The organism is Motilimonas eburnea (assembly GCF_021295345.1).
GTDB lineage: Bacteria > Pseudomonadota > Gammaproteobacteria > Enterobacterales > CBDFNC01 > Motilimonas > Motilimonas eburnea.
This window is the reverse complement of record NZ_JAIMJB010000014.1, coordinates 33,332-52,389: the sequence shown is the minus strand read 5'-3', so window position 1 is coordinate 52,389 and position 19,058 is coordinate 33,332. Positions and strand designations below refer to the sequence as shown.

Below are 19,058 nucleotides of genomic sequence, written 5' to 3'. Positions count from 1 at the left end.
ATGAGCAAAAAACACAGCTTATCCGTTATCTTAATTACGAAAAATGAAGCCGACCGCGTTGAGCGTTGTTTGCAATCCGTCGCCCCCATTGCCGATGAAATTATTGTGTTAGACAGTGGCTCAACCGATGATACGGTGGCGATTTGTCAGCGCTACACCGACAAGGTCAGCATCACTGATTGGCCCGGATTTGGTAAACAAAAGCAGCGCGCATTAGATTTAGCGACGGGTGACTGGGTGCTATCAATTGATGCCGACGAAGCATTGGATGAAACCATGCAAAAAAGTTTGCTGTCATTATTATCCCAAGAGACCATCCCTTGTACTTCTTATCGTTTGCCTTGGGGGGTGACGATATATGGCAAGACCCTAAAATATGGCCGCAGTGCTCGTGCGGTACTGCGTTTATTCCAGCGCGAAGGGGCGCGTTACACCTTAGATGAAGTGCATGAAACCGTGGTGCCTGCTGAAGGCAAAAAAGGCAAACTCAACGGTTTGTTGTTGCACTATACCCAAAGGGATTATGGCCACGGTCTTGAAAAGACAGCGAAATACGCTTGGCTTGGCGCCCAAAAGTACAATCGTAAAGGCAAAAAAGCCCGCCCATTTCCAATGATATTTTTCGGTGGCGTGTGGACCTTTATTTTAATTTATTTTATTCGACGTGGTTTTTTAGACGGCAGCATCGGCTTTATTGTCGCCATGAGTTATGCCCAAGCTAACTACAACAAACACATGGGCTTGTGGCTGTTACAGCATAAAAAGCCAAGTTAAATAGAGAGATTGTAAAGGGAAGCGAGATATACCTGATTACCGACAATAATCCGCCGTTTCCTTGTTGTGACGCGTGATTTAGATTATATTTTGCTACTGATTTTTTTCTCATGGATTGGTGATGTATGAAACGGGATTGGCAGTACCTTGTCCCCCTATTCGGATTACTGGCTTCGGCTGGTGTTTCTGCGGCAAGCCCCTTTATTTCTCTGCAAGATGATTACCTTAACGGCCGTATTGAACAGCTCAGTGTTGTCACCAATATGCCTACCTTAGCTAAACCTTATAGTGTCAAATTAGTGAGGCAGCACTTAGAACAAGTTAAGCAAAGCCATCCGGCTTTGTTTCGTGTTATTGACACCCGTTTACAGCGTTATGAACAGGATTACAGTTTCACTTATGCTGAAGTGGCGGCAGGCGGTGCTAATAAACCCGATGGCGGTAAAGTGATTCCCAATGCACGTGGCGAAAAAATAGATTCAAATTTTCGCGTTGCGGCAACGGGTGTTTGGAACCCAAGTGAATACGCCGCGGTGTCGGTAGGTGGTTTAGCCTACGATGGCGAAACGGCGATTCCGGTCGACAGTTATGTCGTGATCGGGTGGGACAGCTTTCAAGTTGATATCGGCTATCGTGAGCATTGGTTTTCGCCCTTTCAAGAGTCAGCCATGTTGTTGTCAACCAATGCCAGACCCTCTGTCTCCATTGGTTTTTCTAATCCCGTGGCGTTTGAGTCACTGTGGAACTTGAAATACGACGTGTTTTTTAGCCGTTTAGAGCATACCGATGGCATGCGTTGGAATGGTGAAGATATTAGTGGTCGACCTGGTTTACTTGGTTTTCATATGAGTGTTGAGCCCATTTCGGGTTGGACCATAGGTGTGAATCGTACTCAACAGTTAGTTGATAATGGTGATCTCACCGTTAAAGAGATCCTCAAGTCGTTTTGGGATCCGACTAAGGATCAAAATGGTAACTCCATCGATAACCAAATCGCTTCTGTCACCAGTCGGATTAACTTTCAAGGTGAAACCCCCTTTTCGATTTATGCCGAATACGGCGGTGAAGACACGGTTAATTTCTCTAAGACGCGCCTAGGCAATTTGGCTGTTTCAGCGGGTTTGTTTATTCCCTTTATGCCACAGGCCTTTTTAGGTCCGAACTTCTCTTTTACTTATGAATACACCGAATTTATGCATGCTTGGTATGTACACCACGTGTTTAAAAATGGGTATACCAATGACGGCGTCGCTATGGGCAGCTGGGCTGGGGATAATCGTTATTTTGGCGATCCTGTCGGGGCGCGGGTTCATGTGGCTAAGCTAGGTTGGCAAGCTGGCGCTGAGCAACGCTACGAGCTGACCTATCGCAATCAGGATAACCAATATGATGGCGGCGGTTATAAGCATGATTACAAAATGGCCCATGAATTAGATTTAAAATATTACGGTAAGCTAGCGGGGCAAAGCTGGGGCTATCGCATTTATGGCGGTACTACGGTTCTGGATGATGATTTTATTAGAGGGGAACTAAATTGGCATTGGTAACTAAATACGGACTTTTAGCACTAGGGCTAATGACGTTCAGCTCGTCGGCGTTAGCAAGTTGGTGGCCTTATGTCGGGGCGGGAGCCTCTTACATGCATCATCGCCAACGCGGTATCGATATTGAAGAAAATAAAGTACGCCCAACCTTGCAGTTTGGTGTGATGCGAGAAATTAATCAAGATTGGAGCATGGGTACTGGGGTTGATGTTTTAGTTAAAGACATTGCCAGTTGGGGTGATTCAGGGAACTTGCTGATGTGGCGAGTGGCTAACTTTGAATATCAATTCAGCCCTAACTGGGCAATTAATGGCTACGGCGGGGCGGCAAGGTATTACCGTGAAACCTCGGCGTGGGGCTATGGCGTTGGTGGTGGTTTACAATACTACCTCAATGACAACCTGTCGATTGCGGCGGACATTAACTGGACCGATACCGACACCAGTGATAACTGGAACCCCGAGTTAACCCATAACAAAGACTTATTTGTCTGGGGAACGGTGGCGCTGCGTTATCGGTTCTGATATGCCTGTAAAGCTAAATTGAACTGTCGTCCGTTTGGTTTAGCCTCTTGTTGAAGCGCCGATGGCGCTTTTTTAGTTTAAATCGGGTTTCAAGCATCACCGGGTAGACATACACTAAGCGTTGTAGCCACAGAAGTAGCCTTGCTGATACTTTCATTGGTTGTTGGGCATCGCAATATTGGCGATATAAGTTAAGCCAATCGCTCAATTGATAAAAACTGCTCTTTCCTCTCACACGGTTCACACGCGCTTGACCTAAAAATTTATCACATAAACCCAAGCCTATTTCCTCTGGGGCTGCAATGATCAAATTGTTTGCGATAAATTGTTCACTTAGATGTAACTTATCATGAGATAAATCATGTAGGTGGCCCAGCTGGGTATTGAATGTAAAGTTCTTCAAGCCTTCTTGCCAGAACATTTGGGTGCAGTCGATGGGATAGTTAGGGTAACCGGGGCTAGGTATACCTTGGGCCTCAAGATCATAATTTTTTAGCAGTGGAATATCCCACAGCTTGAGTAGATCTTCGGTTAATCCAAAGTAGAAAAAGTCACTAAGATGAAACGCGACAGGTAAGCCTTTGGCATACTTACGGCTGAAGGTGTTTGGGATCACAATGCGTTGTTTAAAGACAGATGGGCCATCGCAACGCGTTTGGTAACGGTTAAATAAGTTTACAAATTCAGCAGATGTCAGGTAGTTATCACTTCTAAGCTTGATCGCATATTTGGTTTTAACGGCCTTTAACCCATTTAAGGTAGAGACGATCTGGCGGTTATTATTCAGCCCTTTTGGCTTGTGCTTATCGGTGTAATAACGAATATTACTGCCAGGATCTGGATTGATGATGAGCTCATCATAATCCAAGCCACTGAGATCTTGTTCAGGCCAGGTAGACAAAATAATGTGAGCCTTAGGTAAAAATTGGCGCACAGATGCGAGGCATTGTTTGGTGATATTATCATCCATTGCTCGCTGTTGATAACTGTGTACCGGTCCTTGTACCACCACAGTGATGTCACGCATGTCCATTACTTTACCTATCGATGTGTGGGTTGTGCTTACCATGGCTCTGAGCCCGCGAGTGTGAGCATGTCTAGATGCGCAGTGGCCATTTTTAAGGCAGAAAAGTTATCGAGCGCATGTTGGCGAATGATCTTTGGATCTAGTTTATCAACCAGATTGAGAGCATCTATAAATTCTGCTTTGGTGTCGCACACAAATCCAGAAACGCCATGATGGATGAGCTCTTTCATCGCGCCTCTATTGTATGCGATGACAGGCGTTCCCGCGAGCATGGCTTCAACCACGGTTAAACCAAATGGCTCTTCCCAGCGTATCGGCACCCACAGGGCTTTAGCGTGTTTAATAATGGTTTGTTTTTGAGCCCCATTGATGTAACCAAGGGGCTTAATACTAGGGTGCCAAGGGAACCAAGTTTCTGGGCTACCAAATCGTCTGCCACCGGCGATTAATAATGGGTGTTTGGTTTGCTTGGCAATATCAATAGCATCTTGGACCCCTTTTTTACTGCGTTTTACCTTCGCTAAAAAGAGCGCATAATCCTTTTTATCTTCGGAAAACTCAATTTCATCCACTGGCACACCATTGTAAATAAAGCGTTGATCGTCATGGTGGCGTGCATGTGATGCTGAAACATAAACGCGATTAGGGGATGTTTTACCGCAGGTGGAATGGATCACTGAAATAAAACGAGGGTAGCGCTGACAAAGTTGATGCGCTATCTCTGCAGTTAGCCCTCCGTGGTATTCAATATCGGTGACAGAATCAGGAATCAGCTGGCAAAGTTGCTGAAAATCCAGCTGTTTAATATCAGCGAGGATATGTTGATAGTAAGGTGTAGTATGGCCCTGTGGCGATAATGCGCTCACCATATGCCCGAGTAAACTTTGTTCTTTGGCTAACCAATCAACTAACCGATTAGAGCCACCACTGGTTGGTGTCGGGGGCAGCGCTTGATCATGTATATGTAAAATATGCCGTTCCATGGTCACTACCTATTTTATTGCGCCAGTAAACGATTGAAATACTCGATATGCTTTCGCACCGTTTCCTTGGCGTTAATTTCGGTATCTAATTTATGCTTGGCCGCTTGGCTAAATTGTTTAATTTTGGCCGGATCGTCGATGAGCTTACTCATTGCCGCAGCAAAGGCTTTAGCATCATTGGTCGGGACGATATAGCCGGTTTTACCATCATCTACCAACTCAGGTGAGCCTCCCGTAGTGGTGACGATAGACGGTGTGCCATTAGCCATGGCTTCAATGATGGTGCGCGGCAGGCCTTCACCGCTTTTTGAGGGTTGCACCTGAAAATCGGCCATGGCCATTAATGAAGGTACATCACTACGATGACCTATGTAATGGATCCGATCTGCCATGGGGCTGGCTTTCATGGCGTCAAAATACGGCTCAAAGCCGCTGCCCGCTAAAATTAAGTGAAAGTTGGGGTTATCGATGTAGTGAGTTGCTTCGATTAATACATCGATGCCTTTACTTGGACGCACATGGGCGGCGCACATGGCAATGATGTCGTTATCTGTCAGATTAAATTCACTGCGATCGCCCGGTGGCACTAAGTACCAATCCAGTTGGTGGCCTTTGTAAATGGTCACTACATTGTCTTTATTTTTCCAAACCCGTTGTTTTACATCTTCTGTGACGGCGTTGGAAACACAAACGATGCCATCAACCCGAGGGCTTAAATGGGTTAAATAAGCCGTTGGATCATGTCGATACAAGCCACCTGTGGTGCCGCGATACAGCACCACTTTAGCGCGATGGCCGATACTGGCCAAAATGGCATTGGGGATGGTTTTGGAATTAAACGCGTAGACGATGTCGTAATCGCCTTGATGCAGCTCGGCGCGCATGGCCTTAATGGTTTTGAGACAAATTTTCTTAGTCGGATAACACGCAATGGTTTTAATACCGTGTTCATTAAAGCGCGGTAAATATTCGCAATCAGGCTGTGTCATGAGTGTGACGGTGTGGCCTTGACGCACCATTTCAATGAACATTTCCGCTTCGGGACGCACGCTGTTCCAAGCATGGCGATATGAACTAGCAACCAGTATTTTCATGTTTTCCTACAATCTTCTTTCAGTCTTTTTATTTTGCTAAGTCGGCGTGATGTGTTTAAGGCTTTGGCCGGCATTGTTTAATGGCGCGTATCGCCATTAACCTTAATTGTTCCCATTGGTATGGGACATGAGTATTGGGATCGCAATACTCTTGATACAACTTTAACCAATCAATATGACTGTATTCATTGGCCCGCTTAAATTTGCGAATAGACGCTTTGCGCAGCCCTAGCCCCATTTGCTCTGGTTCGGCGATGATGATGTTGCAGGCTAAAAAGCGCTGCCAAAAGGCTAAGTCGGCTTGGTTAAAGTCAAATCGATGGGCCATTAACGGGGCTTGCTCAGTGAGCCTTCTCAGCCAAATCTGGCAATAAACCTGCTCTGCTTCTAGGGCATACTTTTGCTGGCTATGATTTTTCAGGTCAATTAATTGCTGGGCAAAAGCTTGGGTTAAAAACTCAGGCTGTTGCCAAATGCGCTGTAAATCCGCTGTCTTGCCGTAGTAAAAAAAGTCACTCGGGCTCATGATCACCTTATGGCCACGAGAGTACTTGCGAAATAAGTTAGCGTTAATCACTACTTTTTCATCAAATACTTGGTCGGCTGGATTGGTTTTATTAAACCTTTGTTGCAGTTCAACAAATTGATTGCCAATCAGAAAGTTATCGCTACGCAGCTTAACGGCATAAGGCGTTGTCACCTTGGCTAGACCGGCTTTGGTCGAGGTGATTTGGCGATAGTAATTATCGGGGCAGTAACCATCTTGGTTTTTACCCGGATCTGGGCTAATCACCAGTTGATCATACTCTAACCCGTTGAGGTCTTGTTCTGGCCAAGTGGATAGGATTAAGGTGGCGCCAGGAAGGTGTTCACGCACGCTAGCTAAGCAACGCTGGGTGATCCCTTCTTCATGGTGGCTACGACCTTGGTAGTTATTTTGTACCGGCCCTTGGACCACCACACTGATGTGTTCAAACTGGCTCATGGCGCTCCTTTTGTGATACTGACTGGCAGCTTAATCTCGGCTTAAAAAGGCATCGTACTCGGCGGGCACACCGCAGAAAATGACGTCATCACGCTGGATCAAATGATAATGAATGTCACGGCCTTGCTCAATCAGATAGTTATATAAGGGGGCGATATACAGCTCGCCTTGATCCCACTGTTCTTTTGGCAAATTAGCGTAATGATAATAGGCGTCGAGATAGTCTTGGCAGTTAGCGAAATAATACAGCCCCGTGCTGCAAAGATCTGAAATCGGGCGCTTTTCTGCCGTTTCCACGACCTTGGTTGAGTTGGCTTGCTCAGGCTTTGCAAATGACCAGTTATCACCGCTACCTTGAAACACTTCTAAGTAACCATCGCATTGGCTTTGAATAGTAGGAAAGGTAAAGCCAGGTCGAAAGGTATCTATGTTAAAGATGGTAATTGGCGTATTTTGATGCTTAACCTGCTCTAAACCTAAGGTCACGGTTTCCGCTTGGCCGCGGGTGGCTTGGGTTAATTCAACGATTTCAAATTGGTTAATACCTAACTGTTGCGCTTGCTCGGTAACAAAGGCTTTAGTTTCATATAAATCGCGGACGATAAATAAAAATGTTTCGCTGTCGAAGTAGGCCTTAAAGCTGTTAACGGCATGAGCAAAAAGGGTTTCACCGTGGGCCATTAACATGTATTTCGGCTGCTGGTAACCAGCTTTGAAAAAACGAGAGCTTAGCCCTGCCATGGGGATCACTATCATGAGGTTTCCTCGGTTAATAATTGGTATAGGCGAAACGCATTGGCCATTAAGGCTTGCTGACGTCTTGGCTCATCACTGTGAAGTGGCAGCATAGACAAGAATAATTGAATTTGCATGGCATAGAGCTCGGCGCGACTTAGGCCAAACTGGGCTTCTACTTGGCTCATAAAATAGTGTTGAGTGGCTTTGAGCTCCTTGGGCTGCAGCGGCTCAAAACGGATCTCATAGTCGGCCAGCTCTAGCTCAAAATAGCCGCCGATGATCCAGTCATAGAGGCCGATAATCGAGTGGCTTAGTTTGGCGAGATCGTAACGAACATCACCATAGATGGTTAAGGTCTCATCTGGGCTAAGGCCGCGTGGATCGATGGTTTTTATGCTGTTGGTACGAAAATCGTACAAAATATTGCTAAAGCAAAAATCGCCGTGCATCACCGAGCTAGGGCGCGCCGTTTTAGGTAAATGCGCTTCACTGAATTGCTGTAATTGGTTTAAAGATAAAGACAAGGCTTGGTTATAGCGCCAAGGTTTGCCCAGTTCCAGCTGCTGCTCGTTGCAATATTGCTGCAAACGCTGAGCGGTTTTATTGCTAAATAATTGGCTCAGCTGGGCGCTGTGGGCCTGTGCGGGAGCAGGATGCTGCTCACATTCGCTGACAAAATGTAAGCAGCCATTAATGATGCGTCGCCATACCATATCGGGCAGGGCTGAAAACACATATAACTCATTTAATGCGGTATGATGCAAATACTCTAAACGATAGGCGCAGCTAGGTGGATCTTGTGTTTGTCTTGCGCCAAGAAACTGCGGAGTAAATGTGCGTAGCATAGCTGGCAGGTTTTCGAACCAATGGGCCTCGGCGCTAATTTTTACGCTCTTCTGGCTGGATTTTTCAATCCATCTTGGAGTAATGGTCAGTTCGTTAAAGGCACGCTGGGTGGTGTACTTGGCCTTGGAACGGTAATAGGTATTAACATGGCCAAAATCAAGCCAGTTTTCAATTCTCACGGTATTGAGGCCGACTTTTTGGTGGTATAAATTCATCCCGCCATTAAAGTCCCAGTGGGCTTTGATAAGGCATTGCAGTAATTGTTTGGGCTGGCTGCATTTGAAATAGCCACTAACCACGTTAGTACTGTCGAGCTCGCTACGCACTTGATTGGTTTTTAGTAGCTCAGTTTCATCATGGGTGATCACTGCCCAGTTATAGCTATTTTCTACTTCGCTGATCGCTACAATATCATCGCCGTTAGGTAAGGCTGGGATCAAGGTATCGCCAAATAAAATACTCAATGGTTGGTCAAGATCATGACCCATTAGGTTTAATGCCGATATTAAGGAAGCGCCCAGTGAAATGCCATCGGGTATGGGCAATACCGTTACCTGATGTTGTTGTAACCAAGCTAGATCAAAAGGATTGAGTTGGTAGCTTTCGGGCACACTTAAATAAATGCGCTTACCCATAGGCGCCGATAACACCTGATGTTGAAACAAGCGTTTATTGCCAAGGGGTAAAAAAGCCGGAGGAATAGTACCGAATTCCGATTCTAACTCTTGGCTTATATACGCCGCTGACATAATTAAGAACATGCTTTTTCCTTGGCGAGTAAGGCTTCAATTTCCTCGAAGCTCATGCTGGCAAACTCACTGGGGCGCACGGAGCGGTCATCAATGTAAAAGCCTTCGTGGCCACACCAAGGTTTGCCCACGGTCACTTCATCGTAAGGTACATCATGTTTATCCAGCCAAGCGGTAATAATCGGCAAAGTGTGAATATTGATTAAGCCGACATTGCCTTGATGGGTGCGCATATTACGGGCCGTATGAATGCAAATGCTAAAGCCTTGGGCTTTATAATTTCTTAGTTGCTCGATCACGGCCATATTGGGAGCGACATTGGGGTAATCATTGGTATCGGCTAAGGTGATGGTGCCATCTAAGTCAACGACGAGTTTTTTCATATTGTGTTCCACGTTCCGCTTGTGTAATTCGTGAGTTGGATGGCGATGTACGCCTATTTTTATAAGCTCAGTATTGTGGCACAAAAAGGGCTTATTTCCTTAGTGTTCGGTGCCAAAAGTAAAATTTAAGGTTGTGAATATGTCGAGCGAGCAGATTGTAGCCGTTAAACATTTCACGCCTGACTTTTTGCGCGAGAGTGTAATGTTTGTGTTTTTTGCTATAGCCGATCTCTGATTCAATCTCATCGTCATGACATAAGCAAGGCGGCTCAAGGCCGTAGCTATCCACTTTATGGATCCAAAAGTGATCCATATAAATATCAACGGGCAGGTACCAAGTGTTGGCGTGTTTGAGCAAACTGGCTGCGGCGGTCGGCGTTAAATAATACCCTATGGTGCCCATGTGGCCTTTGTTAAAGCGTGCCACGCAAACCTGTTGCTGTTCAAATATCCGTTGTGAGCGATAAGATTTTCGACGGTGTTGATGTAAGCGAATAAAGCCCATATGTGTTGGGAATTGATCGCAAACCTGATAGAACGCCTTAAATCTCTCATCATCGACGATGGCATCATCTTCTAAAACGATGATGCTTTGCTGTTTGGTGACGCATTCTTGCCACAAAAGGTAGTGGCTGGCAAAGCAGCCCAGTTGGCCTGCGCTCAGCTTTCGACCTCGAACTTGAATACTGAGCTTGGCATTGTAGTGTTGCATTAATGGGTGATTACCTTGCGTTCGACCATCAATGGCGGAAAAAAAGTGAAATGGCAAACCGAGCCGATTGAGTTGGGCTGAAATTTGCGCGCGGCGCTCGCTCGACTGGGGCAGATTAACGATGACTATTTCAGGCATGGCTCGCCTCTTGGCGCTTAGGGCCGGAGCCAACGGGCGATTTTTCATTAGCCCCAATGAGCAATATTGCCATGACGATAAAGTATAAATACGCGATTTGTGGATGGTTGAACGGAACATCAGTCAAGCTGGCGAGGGCGAATAAGGCTGATAAACAGAGTGCCAATTTATGTTGAGGTTGCCCTCGGCTTAGCCACACCGGCAGCAGCAATAAAGTAATCAATAGCCCAAGTCCAACTCCCCCGCCTTTAACGAGCTTATCCAAAAATTGATTGTGGTAATGAGCAGGGTTAAAGCGAATTAAATGGCTCGATACTTGATCGGCTTGATGCATGGCCCTGAGTTGGTTGGCGTGATCATCACCGTGTCCCAATATAGGGGAAATAGGTGCCAGCTTAACAGCGGCTTGCCACATCTGAAAGCGCAGGCCAATTGATGTATTGTAATTGCCGCCTTGAATCGCTTGATATTCTTTCACCGTTTGTTGGTAGCGCTGGGATACCTTTGGTCCTATCAAGGTTAAGGCGAGTACGCCAGTAATGGCGACGACAATGAAGGTTTGGCGAGACACCCTAAGATGGCGAAATTGATTAGCAAACAAGATAACGAGGGCTACGCCCAGCGCAAGCCAAATACCTCGAGTTTGGCTATAAAATACGGCAATCACACTTAAGCAAAAGCTGATCGCAAAGAATATTTTTTGTTGTCTATTCTGAGCGGTAAGTAAGCCACCGCCAGCCAGTAAGGCAAGCGCTGCGCAATAGGTGGCGAACGGGATGGCATTAATGCTCCAACTCGCACGTCCTAGATGCAAGATATGTACGTTAATCAGCAAATAGACTAATGCGCCAACACTGCTCACTATCAGTAGTGGCGCTAACCAAGCCTTGCAGCGAGTCCAATCTAGAGGCACAAACACCAAAAGTACACAAGTGGCAATCAGGGCGCGCATTTCTCGCGAGCTGTAACCGTAAGACGTGTAGGAGGCAATAGCAAAAACAGTGTATATCAGTATTAGTAAAACAAACGGATGACACAGCCGCCCCTTGATTGCATCTAGGCTGACATGTGGGCTGCGATAAATACACGCAATAAGACAAGCAATGGCAACCAACACAGCCATGATTTTATGGCCATTCTTAAGCCAGAAAAGGCCTGTAAAAAGCCATACATAAGGCAAATAAATGAAACCGTTAGCAAGGTTTTTTAGCATGAGAAACTCACAAGTTATAGGGATTGGGCTCGCCATTAGGGCGGGTTTTTAACAGCCGCAAAATCCACATATATTGCTCGGGATGTTGATTGACGTAATTTTCAATGCACACATTCATCATGCGAGCGTCCTGCTCTTCGCTGTCGGTTGGAAAAGGCGATAATGCCGGTTGGATTTCTAATTCAAATTTGCCTGTGGTTAAGTTCATCATGGCAAACACAGGGACAATTTTGGCTTTGGTCAGTTTAGAGAGTTTACCTAAGCCTTTGATGGTGGCCTTTTCGGTGGCAAAGAAATCGACAAATACACTGTTTTCTGCGCCCAAGTCTTCATCGGGCAAATAGTAACCGAGATAGCCATTTTTAACCGAGCGTAAAAACGGTTTAATGCCCTGAGCTCGTTCATAAACATAACCGCCGTAGCGAATGCGTTGACGATTGATTAACCAGTCCATCACTTCATTTTTTTGTTTTTTTGCCATGGCCGAGGTGGGAATTTGCCGTGATGCGAAGATAGCCCCTGGCACATCTAAAGCCCAAGTATGAGGCACCAATAAAATCACGCTTTGTTTGTTATCTGTATATTGGGTTAGGTTTTCTAACCCCGATAACTGGGTATTGCGCTCTAGCCAGCGGTTACTGCGGATGCTTAAGCCGGGGTAAGCAAAGAGGTAGTTGCCACCCACCATCAGGCTATTAAATAAAATTTGCTCGCGCTCTTGCTCGGATTTATCCGCAAAGCACATAGCAAGATTCACTCTGGCTCGCTTGTTGGCTTTGCTGTTTAAACGTATCGCAATCTTAACCAGCACAAAGACTAAGCCGCGACGAATAACAAAAGGTAATAAGCTAATTGCCGTTAAGGTCAACACGGTTAACCAAGTGCCCCAATATTTAGGCTTGAGCATACCCCAATGAAATTGGGGGTTGTGAGCTTTAGGATCAAATTCAGTTTGCATACTGTCTCAGATTTCAAATTAAGGCGTTAGTAGAGCATCTACGGCTCATGAATAAACACAGCACCAAAATAGTGGCATAAAAGCGGTAAGTTTATCACTAATTGCGATAAATCCGAACTCGAAATAAGCCGCCTAATGGTGTTGAGCAAGGCGCAGGGGCACTTTTAAATAGGGCGCTGGTGTCGCGCCATTAATAATGTTTACCGCGCTATTGATGGCTGTGGTGATCATGGCTTCGGGTTGTTGTACCAAGGTGGCATGGATATGCCCTTGTTGCATGGCAGCCAAGGCACTTGCCGTGCCGTCAAAGCCCACAATGGCAATTGACTGATGTTGTGAAGGCCGCGCGGCGATGGCGGCGGCTGCGCCCAATGCCATTTCATCATTATGGGCAAAAATACCGCGAATGTGGGGGTGTTGTTCAAGCATAGCGGCAGTGATTTGCTGGGCTTTTAGTTGATTAAAGTTAGCAACCGATTTAATGCTACTGGGTTGTTGGTAGGCCGTCAGTACATCGGCAAATCCTTGGCTGCGATCTTGGCTTACGGAAATATCCATCGGCCCGGTGAGCTCAAGCAGGTTGCCTTGTCTTTGGGTTAAGGCCAGTAGATATTCACCCGCCATTTTACCGCCTGTGTAATTATCACTGCTGATATGTTGTGCCACTTTTCCACCATTAACGTTACGATCTATGCTGATCACAGGCCAGTGGTGCTGATTTGCATAGACTAAGGTTTTAACCGAATTGTCGGCTTTGCTTGGCACCAATAAGAGCACTTGGGCACCGGCTTGATGGGCGGCCACAATTTGCTTGTATTCATTGTCGCTGCTGCCCTTACTGTTAATCAATATCAGTTGATAGCCTCGGGCATTAGCGTGCTGGGTTGCCGAGTTTGCCATGGTTTGAAAAAACGGGTTGGTTAAATCCGGTACCACTAAAGCGATTTTCACTGGCGTGGGAGAACAAGCTTGCAGCCCTAACGATAAAGCCGTTGGGATGACTATCAAGCAAGCAAAAATTGAAATGAACCGCTGCCACACCTTATCCACCTTAATAGCGTTAATGGTTGTAAATTGACTATTCTATGAATATATCATCTGCTTGAGTCTATGCATTTAACAATCTGCACTGGAAGTCGATAAAATTTCAGTTGTGACTAAAGTTTTATTTTTGGTTTTTTATCTTGTGATGAAATGGTGTTAACAAGATGTTGCTAGTATATTTCATCTTTATATAGTTATTTATTCTGTTACCTGTAACTGCTGTGACGCAATATCTTGATGGTAAAGATCTGATCCGACACAAATTTTACGTTGTTGAGTTTGTTCAACTATTATTCATGGTGTTAAAACGGATGAGTAATAAAAAGCTAACTAAGTTAATGATGAACTTATTTTAGCGCATTTAAACAAATGACAGCATTGACGGAGAAGGGTTGCATGAACAAGTGGACAAAAACAGCGGCAGGTGTGGCCGCTTCATTAGCATTATTAGGCAGCGCAACATTAGCACATGCCGCTGACACCATTAAAATTGCCATGGCAGGCCCAGTAACAGGCCCCGTTGCGCAGTATGGTGATATGCAGTTTACCGGTGGTAATGCCGCCATTGAGATGATCAATAAAGCGGGCGGCATTAACGGCAAGCAACTTGAAGCCGTGATTTATGATGATGCTTGTGATCCAAAACAAGCGGTGGCCGTGGCCAACAAGATCGTAAATGATGGCGCGCAATATGTACTGGGTCATCTATGTTCAAGTGCTACGCAGCCGGCATCCGACATTTATGAAGACGAAGGTATTCTATTAATTACCGCGGCTTCTACCAGTCCAGAAATCACTAGCCGCGGTTATGAACTTGTGTTTCGCACCATAGGTTTAGATAGCGACCAAGGTCCAACAGCGGCTAACTACATTATTAATACCGTTAAACCGAAAAAAGTCGCGGTGATCCACGATAAACAACAATACGGTGAAGGCATTGCGTCGTCGGTTAAGGCGGGCTTAGAAGCGGCTAACATTCCAGTGGTGGCGTTTGAAGGTATCACGGCGGGCGATAAAGACTTCTCGGCGATTATCGCTAAGTTGAAAAAACTCGACGTGGATTTTGTTTACTACGGTGGCTACCACCCTGAGCTAGGCTTATTACTGCGCCAATCAAAAGAAAAAGGCCTAAATGCCACTTACATGGGCCCAGAAGGCGTGGGTAACAAAGACATTTCTGCTATTGCGGGTGAAGCCTCGGAAGGCTTATTGGTTACCTTACCGAAGAAATACGATCTAGACCCTGCTAACAAAGCCGTTGTAGACCACATCGTTGCTAAAGGTGAAGACGCAACCGGCCCATTTGTGTGGACAGGTTATGCGGCGATCCAAGCCATGGCCCAAGGCATGAAAGCCGGTAAAACAGACCCATTTGAGCTAGCCGAGTACCTTCGTGCTAACACGGCTCAAACCGTAATGGGCGACCTACAATGGGACAGCAAGGGTGACTTAAAAGGCTTTGAGTTTGGTGTCTTCACTTGGCACAAAGACGGCACCTCTACGCAAAACCAATAATCACCGTGATGGCGGGTGTTATGCCTGCCTAATAACTCAGCCTGAATGTCAGGCTGAGTCTGCTATAAGTTGAGGACATTATGTCTGAGCAGTTTTACTATTTTCTTCAACAGATCCTCAATGGCGTCACCATAGGCAGTACCTATGCTCTGATTGCCATTGGCTATACCATGGTTTACGGCATTATCGGCATGATTAACTTCGCTCACGGCGAGGTGTATATGATAGGCAGCTACGCTGCTTTTTTTGTGCTTGCTGGTTTGGCCATGTTAGGTTTTGACAGTTTAGCCCTAATGCTAATCGCCGCCTTTACCTTAAGTATTGTGATCACCAGTGCCTATGGCTGGAGTATCGAGCGGGTAGCCTATCGACCACTGCGCGGCGGTAACCGATTGATCCCGCTGATCTCTGCCATCGGCATGTCGATCTTTTTGCAAAACTTTGTCCGTTTAGCTCAAGGCTCTCGTGATATTGCCATGCCTAGCTTGATTTCAGGTGGGTGGGTGATAGGGCCGGTTGATGGTTTTAACGTGACCTTGTCTTATATGCAGGTGATCATCTTTGTGGTGACCTTTATTTCCATGTCGGTGCTTACCGCGTTTATTTCTAAATCGAAAATGGGCCGCGCTTGTCGTGCTTGCGCCGAAGATTTAGGCATGGCGAACTTACTGGGCATCAACACTAACAAGGTGATTTCCATTACCTTTGTTATCGGTGCTGCGCTGGCGGCAGTAGCGGGTGTGTTACTGAGCATGTATTACGGCGTGATCAACCCTTACCTTGGCTTTATGGCGGGGCTCAAAGCCTTTACCGCTGCGGTATTAGGTGGCATTGGCAGTATACCCGGCGCGGTGTTGGGTGGCTTATTGTTAGGTATCACCGAAGCCATTACCGCGGGCTATTTTAGCTCTGAATACAAAGACGTGGTAGCGTTTGGCTTGCTGTGTTTTGTGTTGCTGTTTATGCCAACGGGGATTTTAGGTAAACCGGAGGTAGAAAAAGTATGAGCAAATCGAGCTTTATTGATGCGCTGATCGCCTCTGCGGTGATGCTGATCTTAACCAGCTGGTTGCTGGGCTTGCAGCTAGACAATCAACCCGATGGCCTGCGCATTATTCTTAATGATACCGCTCACACCAATTGGGTGATTATCGGTGTCTTGCTGGTGTTTTTTACTCAGTTGTTTAAAGCGCCCATTAGCCGCGTGTTTGGTCAGCTTAAATCCAAAGGCCAAGATGCGGGCTTTAAGTTACCGGCACCGGAAGAAAAGCCAACCTTGTATCGCTTTATCACCATCGCCGCGTTAGCTGGGCTGTTAATTTGGCCGTTTGTCGCCTCGCGCGGCGCGGTGGATTTAGCGACCCTAACCCTGATTTATGTCATGTTAGGCCTAGGCCTCAACGTGGTAGTGGGGTTAGCGGGCTTACTCGATTTAGGTTACGTTGGTTTTTACGCCGTGGGCGCTTACACCTACGCCATTTTAAACACCTATTTTGGCGTTGGTTTTTGGACGGCCTTACCTATTGCTGGCGGTTTCGCGGCACTGTTTGGCTTCTTACTCGGCTTTCCGGTATTGCGGCTTCGCGGTGATTATCTGGCCATCGTCACCTTAGGGTTTGGTGAGATTATTCGGATTATGCTCAACAACATGACCGAGCTAACGGGCGGCCCCAATGGCATTAGCCAAATTGATAAACCTACCTTGTTTGGTCTTGAGTTTAATCGCCGTGCAAAGGAAGAAGGCGTGACCCTGTTTCATGATTTTTTTGGAATAGATTACGACTCGACCTATAAGGTGATTTTTGTCTATCTGGCGGCGGTGCTATTGGTGGTGTTGACCATTTTTGTGATTAACCGACTGTTGCGTATGCCGTTAGGGCGCGCATGGGAAGCGCTGCGTGAAGATGAAATTGCTTGTCGCTCTTTGGGGTTAAACCCAACCTTGATTAAGCTATCTGCCTTTACCATTGGCGCGGCCTTTGCTGGTTTTGCGGGCAGTTTTTTTGCGGCCAGACAAGGCTTTATCAGTCCAGAATCATTCACCTTTATCGAATCGGCGATTATATTGGCCATTGTCGTATTGGGTGGCATGGGCTCACAAATTGGGGTGATCTTGGCGGCCATTATCATGACGATTTTGCCCGAGATGGCGCGTGAATTTAATGAATATCGCATGTTGATGTTTGGTTTAATGATGGTGTTTATGATGGTATGGCGCCCACAAGGTTTACTGCCCATGACAAGGCCGAAGATGGAGATGCGCAATGGATAATCAGTTGTTACACGTATCTGGCCTGACCATGCGCTTTGGCGGTTTATTAGCGGTGAATAACGTGGCCCTCGATGTTAACGAAGGTGAAATTATATCTGTGATAGGCCCCAACGGCGCCGGTAAAACCACGGTATTTAACTGTTTAACGGGCTTTTACAAGCCCACCGCGGGTGAGGTCATTTATCGCGGTGAAGCAGTGCAGCAATTACCCGGTCATGTGATTTCACGCAAGGGCATGGTGCGCACCTTTCAACATGTGCGGTTATTTAAAGAAATGACGGTAGTGGAAAACTTACTCGTGGCTCAGCATCGTCACCTGAATACCGGCTTTTTGTCTGGTTTATTTAAAACCAAAAGTTTTCGTCAATCGGAGCGTGAGGGATTGGAAAAAGCCGCGGTGTGGCTTGAGCGCCTTGGCATGGCGGAGTTTGCTAATCGTCAAGCGGGTAATCTGGCTTATGGTCAGCAGCGCCGCTTGGAAATCGCTCGCTGTATGATGACTCAGCCTAGCTTATTGATGTTGGATGAGCCGGCCGCTGGCTTAAACCCTGCGGAAACCGACGAGCTGGATGAATTGATTGTAGAGCTGCGTGACCAGCATAAGATTTCGGTGCTGTTGATTGAGCATGATATGAAGCTAGTGATGGGCATATCGGATCGGATATATGTGGTCAACCAAGGCTGCCCCTTGGCCAATGGCACGCCAGCAGAAATCCAATCTAACCCAGATGTGATCAAAGCTTACCTTGGAGAGTTTTAATGTTAGAGCTGAGAAATGTATCGGCCCATTATGGCCAAATTCAAGCCCTACACGACGTTAATATCCAAGTAGGCAAGGGTGAAATCGTCAGTTTAATTGGGGCCAATGGCGCGGGTAAAACCACCTTGTTGATGACGATATGCGGCGACCCTAAGGCAAGCCAGGGGGAGATCTTATTTGAGGGCGAGCCTATCCATTTGCAATCGACCTCGCAAATCATGCGTAAAGACATTGCCATCGTGCCAGAAGGTCGGCGGATATTCGCTCGCCTGACGGTGGAAGAAAACCTGCACATGGGCGGTTTCTTTTTGGATGACAAGGCCGAGTTTGCGCATTTGGAGCAAGAGGTCTATAGCTTGTTCCCGCGCCTCTTAGAGCGTAAGCATCAACGCGCCGGCACCATGTCGGGCGGTGAGCAGCAAATGCTGGCAATGGGGCGCGCCTTAATGAGCAAACCTAGGCTGTTGTTCCTTGATGAGCCATCGCTAGGGTTAGCGCCCATCATCATTCAGCAAATTTTCGATATTATCGAAAAGCTGCGCGAGCGTGGCATTACCGTGTTCTTGGTCGAGCAAAACGCCAATCAGGCGCTACGTCTGTCTGATCGCGGTTATGTTATCGAAAACGGCCGAATAGTGCTTGAAGATACGGGAGCGAACCTGCTGACTAACGAAGAAGTGCGTAAAGCTTACCTTGGTGGGTAAGCTTCCCATGTTGTAGGTGTTTCCCATGCTGTGGGAGCCCCAGTAATGGGGCGATTTGATTTCAGCATTTTGTGGGAGCACCAGTTATGGTGCGA

The 19,058-nt window shown here is 46.5% G+C and carries 19 protein-coding genes; 8 read left to right on the top strand and 11 right to left on the bottom strand.

The window, feature by feature from the left end; all coding sequences use genetic code 11:
* The 3 genes from K6Y21_RS14335 (at position 1) to K6Y21_RS14325 (ending at position 2,842) form a co-directional block, all read left to right on the top strand.
* Positions 1–774: a glycosyltransferase family 2 protein gene (locus K6Y21_RS14335; protein WP_233072528.1), complete on the top strand. Its 774-nt coding sequence runs from the start codon at positions 1–3 to the stop codon at positions 772–774.
* 125 nt (positions 775–899) lie between these two features.
* Entirely contained in the window at positions 900–2,321 is a 1,422-nt protein-coding gene (locus K6Y21_RS14330) for a capsule assembly Wzi family protein (protein WP_233072527.1), read from the top strand.
* Positions 2,309–2,842 carry an outer membrane beta-barrel protein gene (locus K6Y21_RS14325; protein WP_233072526.1) on the top strand — a complete coding sequence of 178 codons (534 nt, stop codon included), beginning with the start codon at positions 2,309–2,311 and terminating at the stop codon, positions 2,840–2,842. Before K6Y21_RS14330 ends, K6Y21_RS14325 begins: the two co-directional genes overlap by 13 nt.
* Before the next feature lie 13 nt (positions 2,843–2,855).
* On the opposite strand, the gene K6Y21_RS14320 is transcribed toward K6Y21_RS14325, so the two are convergent.
* The 11 genes from K6Y21_RS14320 to K6Y21_RS14270 all read right to left on the bottom strand — a co-directional run bounded on the left by K6Y21_RS14320 (position 2,856) and on the right by K6Y21_RS14270 (position 13,709).
* Complete coding sequence (locus K6Y21_RS14320) at positions 2,856–3,911, bottom strand: WavE lipopolysaccharide synthesis family protein (protein ID WP_233072525.1); 1,056 nt, start codon at positions 3,909–3,911, stop codon at positions 2,856–2,858.
* Positions 3,905–4,852, bottom strand: coding sequence for a glycosyltransferase (locus K6Y21_RS14315; RefSeq protein WP_233072524.1), 948 nt, complete (start codon positions 4,850–4,852; stop codon positions 3,905–3,907). The genes K6Y21_RS14320 and K6Y21_RS14315 overlap by 7 nt, the downstream gene beginning before the upstream one ends.
* A 14-nt stretch (positions 4,853–4,866) precedes the next feature.
* Positions 4,867–5,946: a glycosyltransferase family 4 protein gene (locus K6Y21_RS14310; RefSeq protein WP_233072523.1), complete on the bottom strand. Its 1,080-nt coding sequence runs from the start codon at positions 5,944–5,946 to the stop codon at positions 4,867–4,869.
* Positions 5,947–6,001: 55 nt separating this feature from the next.
* Positions 6,002–6,931, bottom strand: coding sequence for a WavE lipopolysaccharide synthesis family protein (locus K6Y21_RS14305; RefSeq protein ID WP_233072522.1), 930 nt, complete (start codon positions 6,929–6,931; stop codon positions 6,002–6,004).
* A 30-nt stretch (positions 6,932–6,961) separates the two neighbouring features.
* Positions 6,962–7,687: a glycosyltransferase family 2 protein gene (locus K6Y21_RS14300; RefSeq protein WP_233072521.1), complete on the bottom strand. Its 726-nt coding sequence runs from the start codon at positions 7,685–7,687 to the stop codon at positions 6,962–6,964.
* A complete protein-coding gene (locus tag K6Y21_RS14295) occupies positions 7,684–9,276 on the bottom strand; it encodes a capsular biosynthesis protein (RefSeq protein ID WP_233072520.1) in 1,593 nt (530 codons plus the stop codon). Before K6Y21_RS14295 ends, K6Y21_RS14300 begins: the two co-directional genes overlap by 4 nt.
* Positions 9,267–9,647, bottom strand: a complete 381-nt coding sequence (locus K6Y21_RS14290) for an HAD family hydrolase (protein ID WP_233072519.1) — start codon at positions 9,645–9,647, stop codon at positions 9,267–9,269. The genes K6Y21_RS14295 and K6Y21_RS14290 overlap by 10 nt, the downstream gene beginning before the upstream one ends.
* A 91-nt stretch (positions 9,648–9,738) precedes the next feature.
* A complete protein-coding gene (locus tag K6Y21_RS14285; protein WP_233072518.1) occupies positions 9,739–10,497 on the bottom strand; it encodes a glycosyltransferase family 25 protein in 759 nt (252 codons plus the stop codon).
* A complete protein-coding gene (locus tag K6Y21_RS14280; RefSeq protein WP_233072517.1) occupies positions 10,490–11,620 on the bottom strand; it encodes an O-antigen ligase family protein in 1,131 nt (376 codons plus the stop codon). Before K6Y21_RS14280 ends, K6Y21_RS14285 begins: the two co-directional genes overlap by 8 nt.
* Positions 11,621–11,717: 97 nt before the next feature.
* Positions 11,718–12,668, bottom strand: a complete 951-nt coding sequence (gene lpxM / locus K6Y21_RS14275) for a lauroyl-Kdo(2)-lipid IV(A) myristoyltransferase (protein WP_233072516.1) — start codon at positions 12,666–12,668, stop codon at positions 11,718–11,720.
* A gap of 132 nt (positions 12,669–12,800) precedes the next feature.
* Positions 12,801–13,709, bottom strand: coding sequence for a substrate-binding domain-containing protein (locus K6Y21_RS14270; RefSeq protein WP_233072515.1), 909 nt, complete (start codon positions 13,707–13,709; stop codon positions 12,801–12,803).
* Between the two features lie 399 nt (positions 13,710–14,108).
* Between K6Y21_RS14270 and K6Y21_RS14265 the strand changes: the two genes are divergently transcribed.
* The 5 genes from K6Y21_RS14265 (at position 14,109) to K6Y21_RS14245 (ending at position 18,963) form a co-directional block, all read left to right on the top strand.
* Positions 14,109–15,227, top strand: a complete 1,119-nt coding sequence (locus K6Y21_RS14265; protein WP_285229748.1) for a branched-chain amino acid ABC transporter substrate-binding protein — start codon at positions 14,109–14,111, stop codon at positions 15,225–15,227.
* An 80-nt stretch (positions 15,228–15,307) separates the two neighbouring features.
* Positions 15,308–16,234, top strand: coding sequence for a high-affinity branched-chain amino acid ABC transporter permease LivH (gene livH / locus K6Y21_RS14260; RefSeq protein ID WP_233072514.1), 927 nt, complete (start codon positions 15,308–15,310; stop codon positions 16,232–16,234).
* Entirely contained in the window at positions 16,231–17,499 is a 1,269-nt protein-coding gene (locus tag K6Y21_RS14255) for a high-affinity branched-chain amino acid ABC transporter permease LivM (RefSeq protein WP_233072513.1), read from the top strand. Before livH ends, K6Y21_RS14255 begins: the two co-directional genes overlap by 4 nt.
* Positions 17,492–18,259 carry a high-affinity branched-chain amino acid ABC transporter ATP-binding protein LivG gene (gene livG, locus K6Y21_RS14250; RefSeq protein WP_233072512.1) on the top strand — a complete coding sequence of 256 codons (768 nt, stop codon included), beginning with the start codon at positions 17,492–17,494 and terminating at the stop codon, positions 18,257–18,259. Before K6Y21_RS14255 ends, livG begins: the two co-directional genes overlap by 8 nt.
* Positions 18,259–18,963 (top strand): ABC transporter ATP-binding protein, encoded by a 705-nt coding sequence (locus K6Y21_RS14245; RefSeq protein WP_233072511.1) that lies wholly within the window; start codon positions 18,259–18,261, stop codon positions 18,961–18,963. The genes livG and K6Y21_RS14245 overlap by 1 nt, the downstream gene beginning before the upstream one ends.
* Positions 18,964–19,058: the final 95 nt, after the last annotated feature.

Excerpts from the sequence above, each read along its gene's own strand:
- K6Y21_RS14335 (WP_233072528.1), top strand. The coding sequence starts at position 1 with ATGAGCAAAAAACACAGCTTATCCGTTATCTTAATTACGAAAAATGAA.
- K6Y21_RS14330 (WP_233072527.1), top strand. The coding sequence starts at position 900 with ATGAAACGGGATTGGCAGTACCTTGTCCCCCTATTCGGATTACTGGCT.
- K6Y21_RS14320 (WP_233072525.1), bottom strand. The coding sequence starts at position 3,911 with ATGGTAAGCACAACCCACACATCGATAGGTAAAGTAATGGACATGCGT.
- K6Y21_RS14315 (WP_233072524.1), bottom strand. The coding sequence starts at position 4,852 with ATGGAACGGCATATTTTACATATACATGATCAAGCGCTGCCCCCGACA.
- K6Y21_RS14310 (WP_233072523.1), bottom strand. The coding sequence starts at position 5,946 with ATGAAAATACTGGTTGCTAGTTCATATCGCCATGCTTGGAACAGCGTG.
- K6Y21_RS14305 (WP_233072522.1), bottom strand. The coding sequence starts at position 6,931 with ATGAGCCAGTTTGAACACATCAGTGTGGTGGTCCAAGGGCCGGTACAA.
- K6Y21_RS14300 (WP_233072521.1), bottom strand. The coding sequence starts at position 7,687 with ATGATAGTGATCCCCATGGCAGGGCTAAGCTCTCGTTTTTTCAAAGCT.
- K6Y21_RS14295 (WP_233072520.1), bottom strand. The coding sequence starts at position 9,276 with ATGTTCTTAATTATGTCAGCGGCGTATATAAGCCAAGAGTTAGAATCG.
- K6Y21_RS14290 (WP_233072519.1), bottom strand. The coding sequence starts at position 9,647 with ATGAAAAAACTCGTCGTTGACTTAGATGGCACCATCACCTTAGCCGAT.
- K6Y21_RS14285 (WP_233072518.1), bottom strand. The coding sequence starts at position 10,497 with ATGCCTGAAATAGTCATCGTTAATCTGCCCCAGTCGAGCGAGCGCCGC.
- K6Y21_RS14280 (WP_233072517.1), bottom strand. The coding sequence starts at position 11,620 with ATGGCTGTGTTGGTTGCCATTGCTTGTCTTATTGCGTGTATTTATCGC.
- lpxM (WP_233072516.1), bottom strand. The coding sequence starts at position 12,668 with ATGCAAACTGAATTTGATCCTAAAGCTCACAACCCCCAATTTCATTGG.
- K6Y21_RS14265 (WP_285229748.1), top strand. The coding sequence starts at position 14,109 with ATGAACAAGTGGACAAAAACAGCGGCAGGTGTGGCCGCTTCATTAGCA.
- livH (WP_233072514.1), top strand. The coding sequence starts at position 15,308 with ATGTCTGAGCAGTTTTACTATTTTCTTCAACAGATCCTCAATGGCGTC.
- K6Y21_RS14255 (WP_233072513.1), top strand. The coding sequence starts at position 16,231 with ATGAGCAAATCGAGCTTTATTGATGCGCTGATCGCCTCTGCGGTGATG.
- livG (WP_233072512.1), top strand. The coding sequence starts at position 17,492 with ATGGATAATCAGTTGTTACACGTATCTGGCCTGACCATGCGCTTTGGC.
- K6Y21_RS14245 (WP_233072511.1), top strand. The coding sequence starts at position 18,259 with ATGTTAGAGCTGAGAAATGTATCGGCCCATTATGGCCAAATTCAAGCC.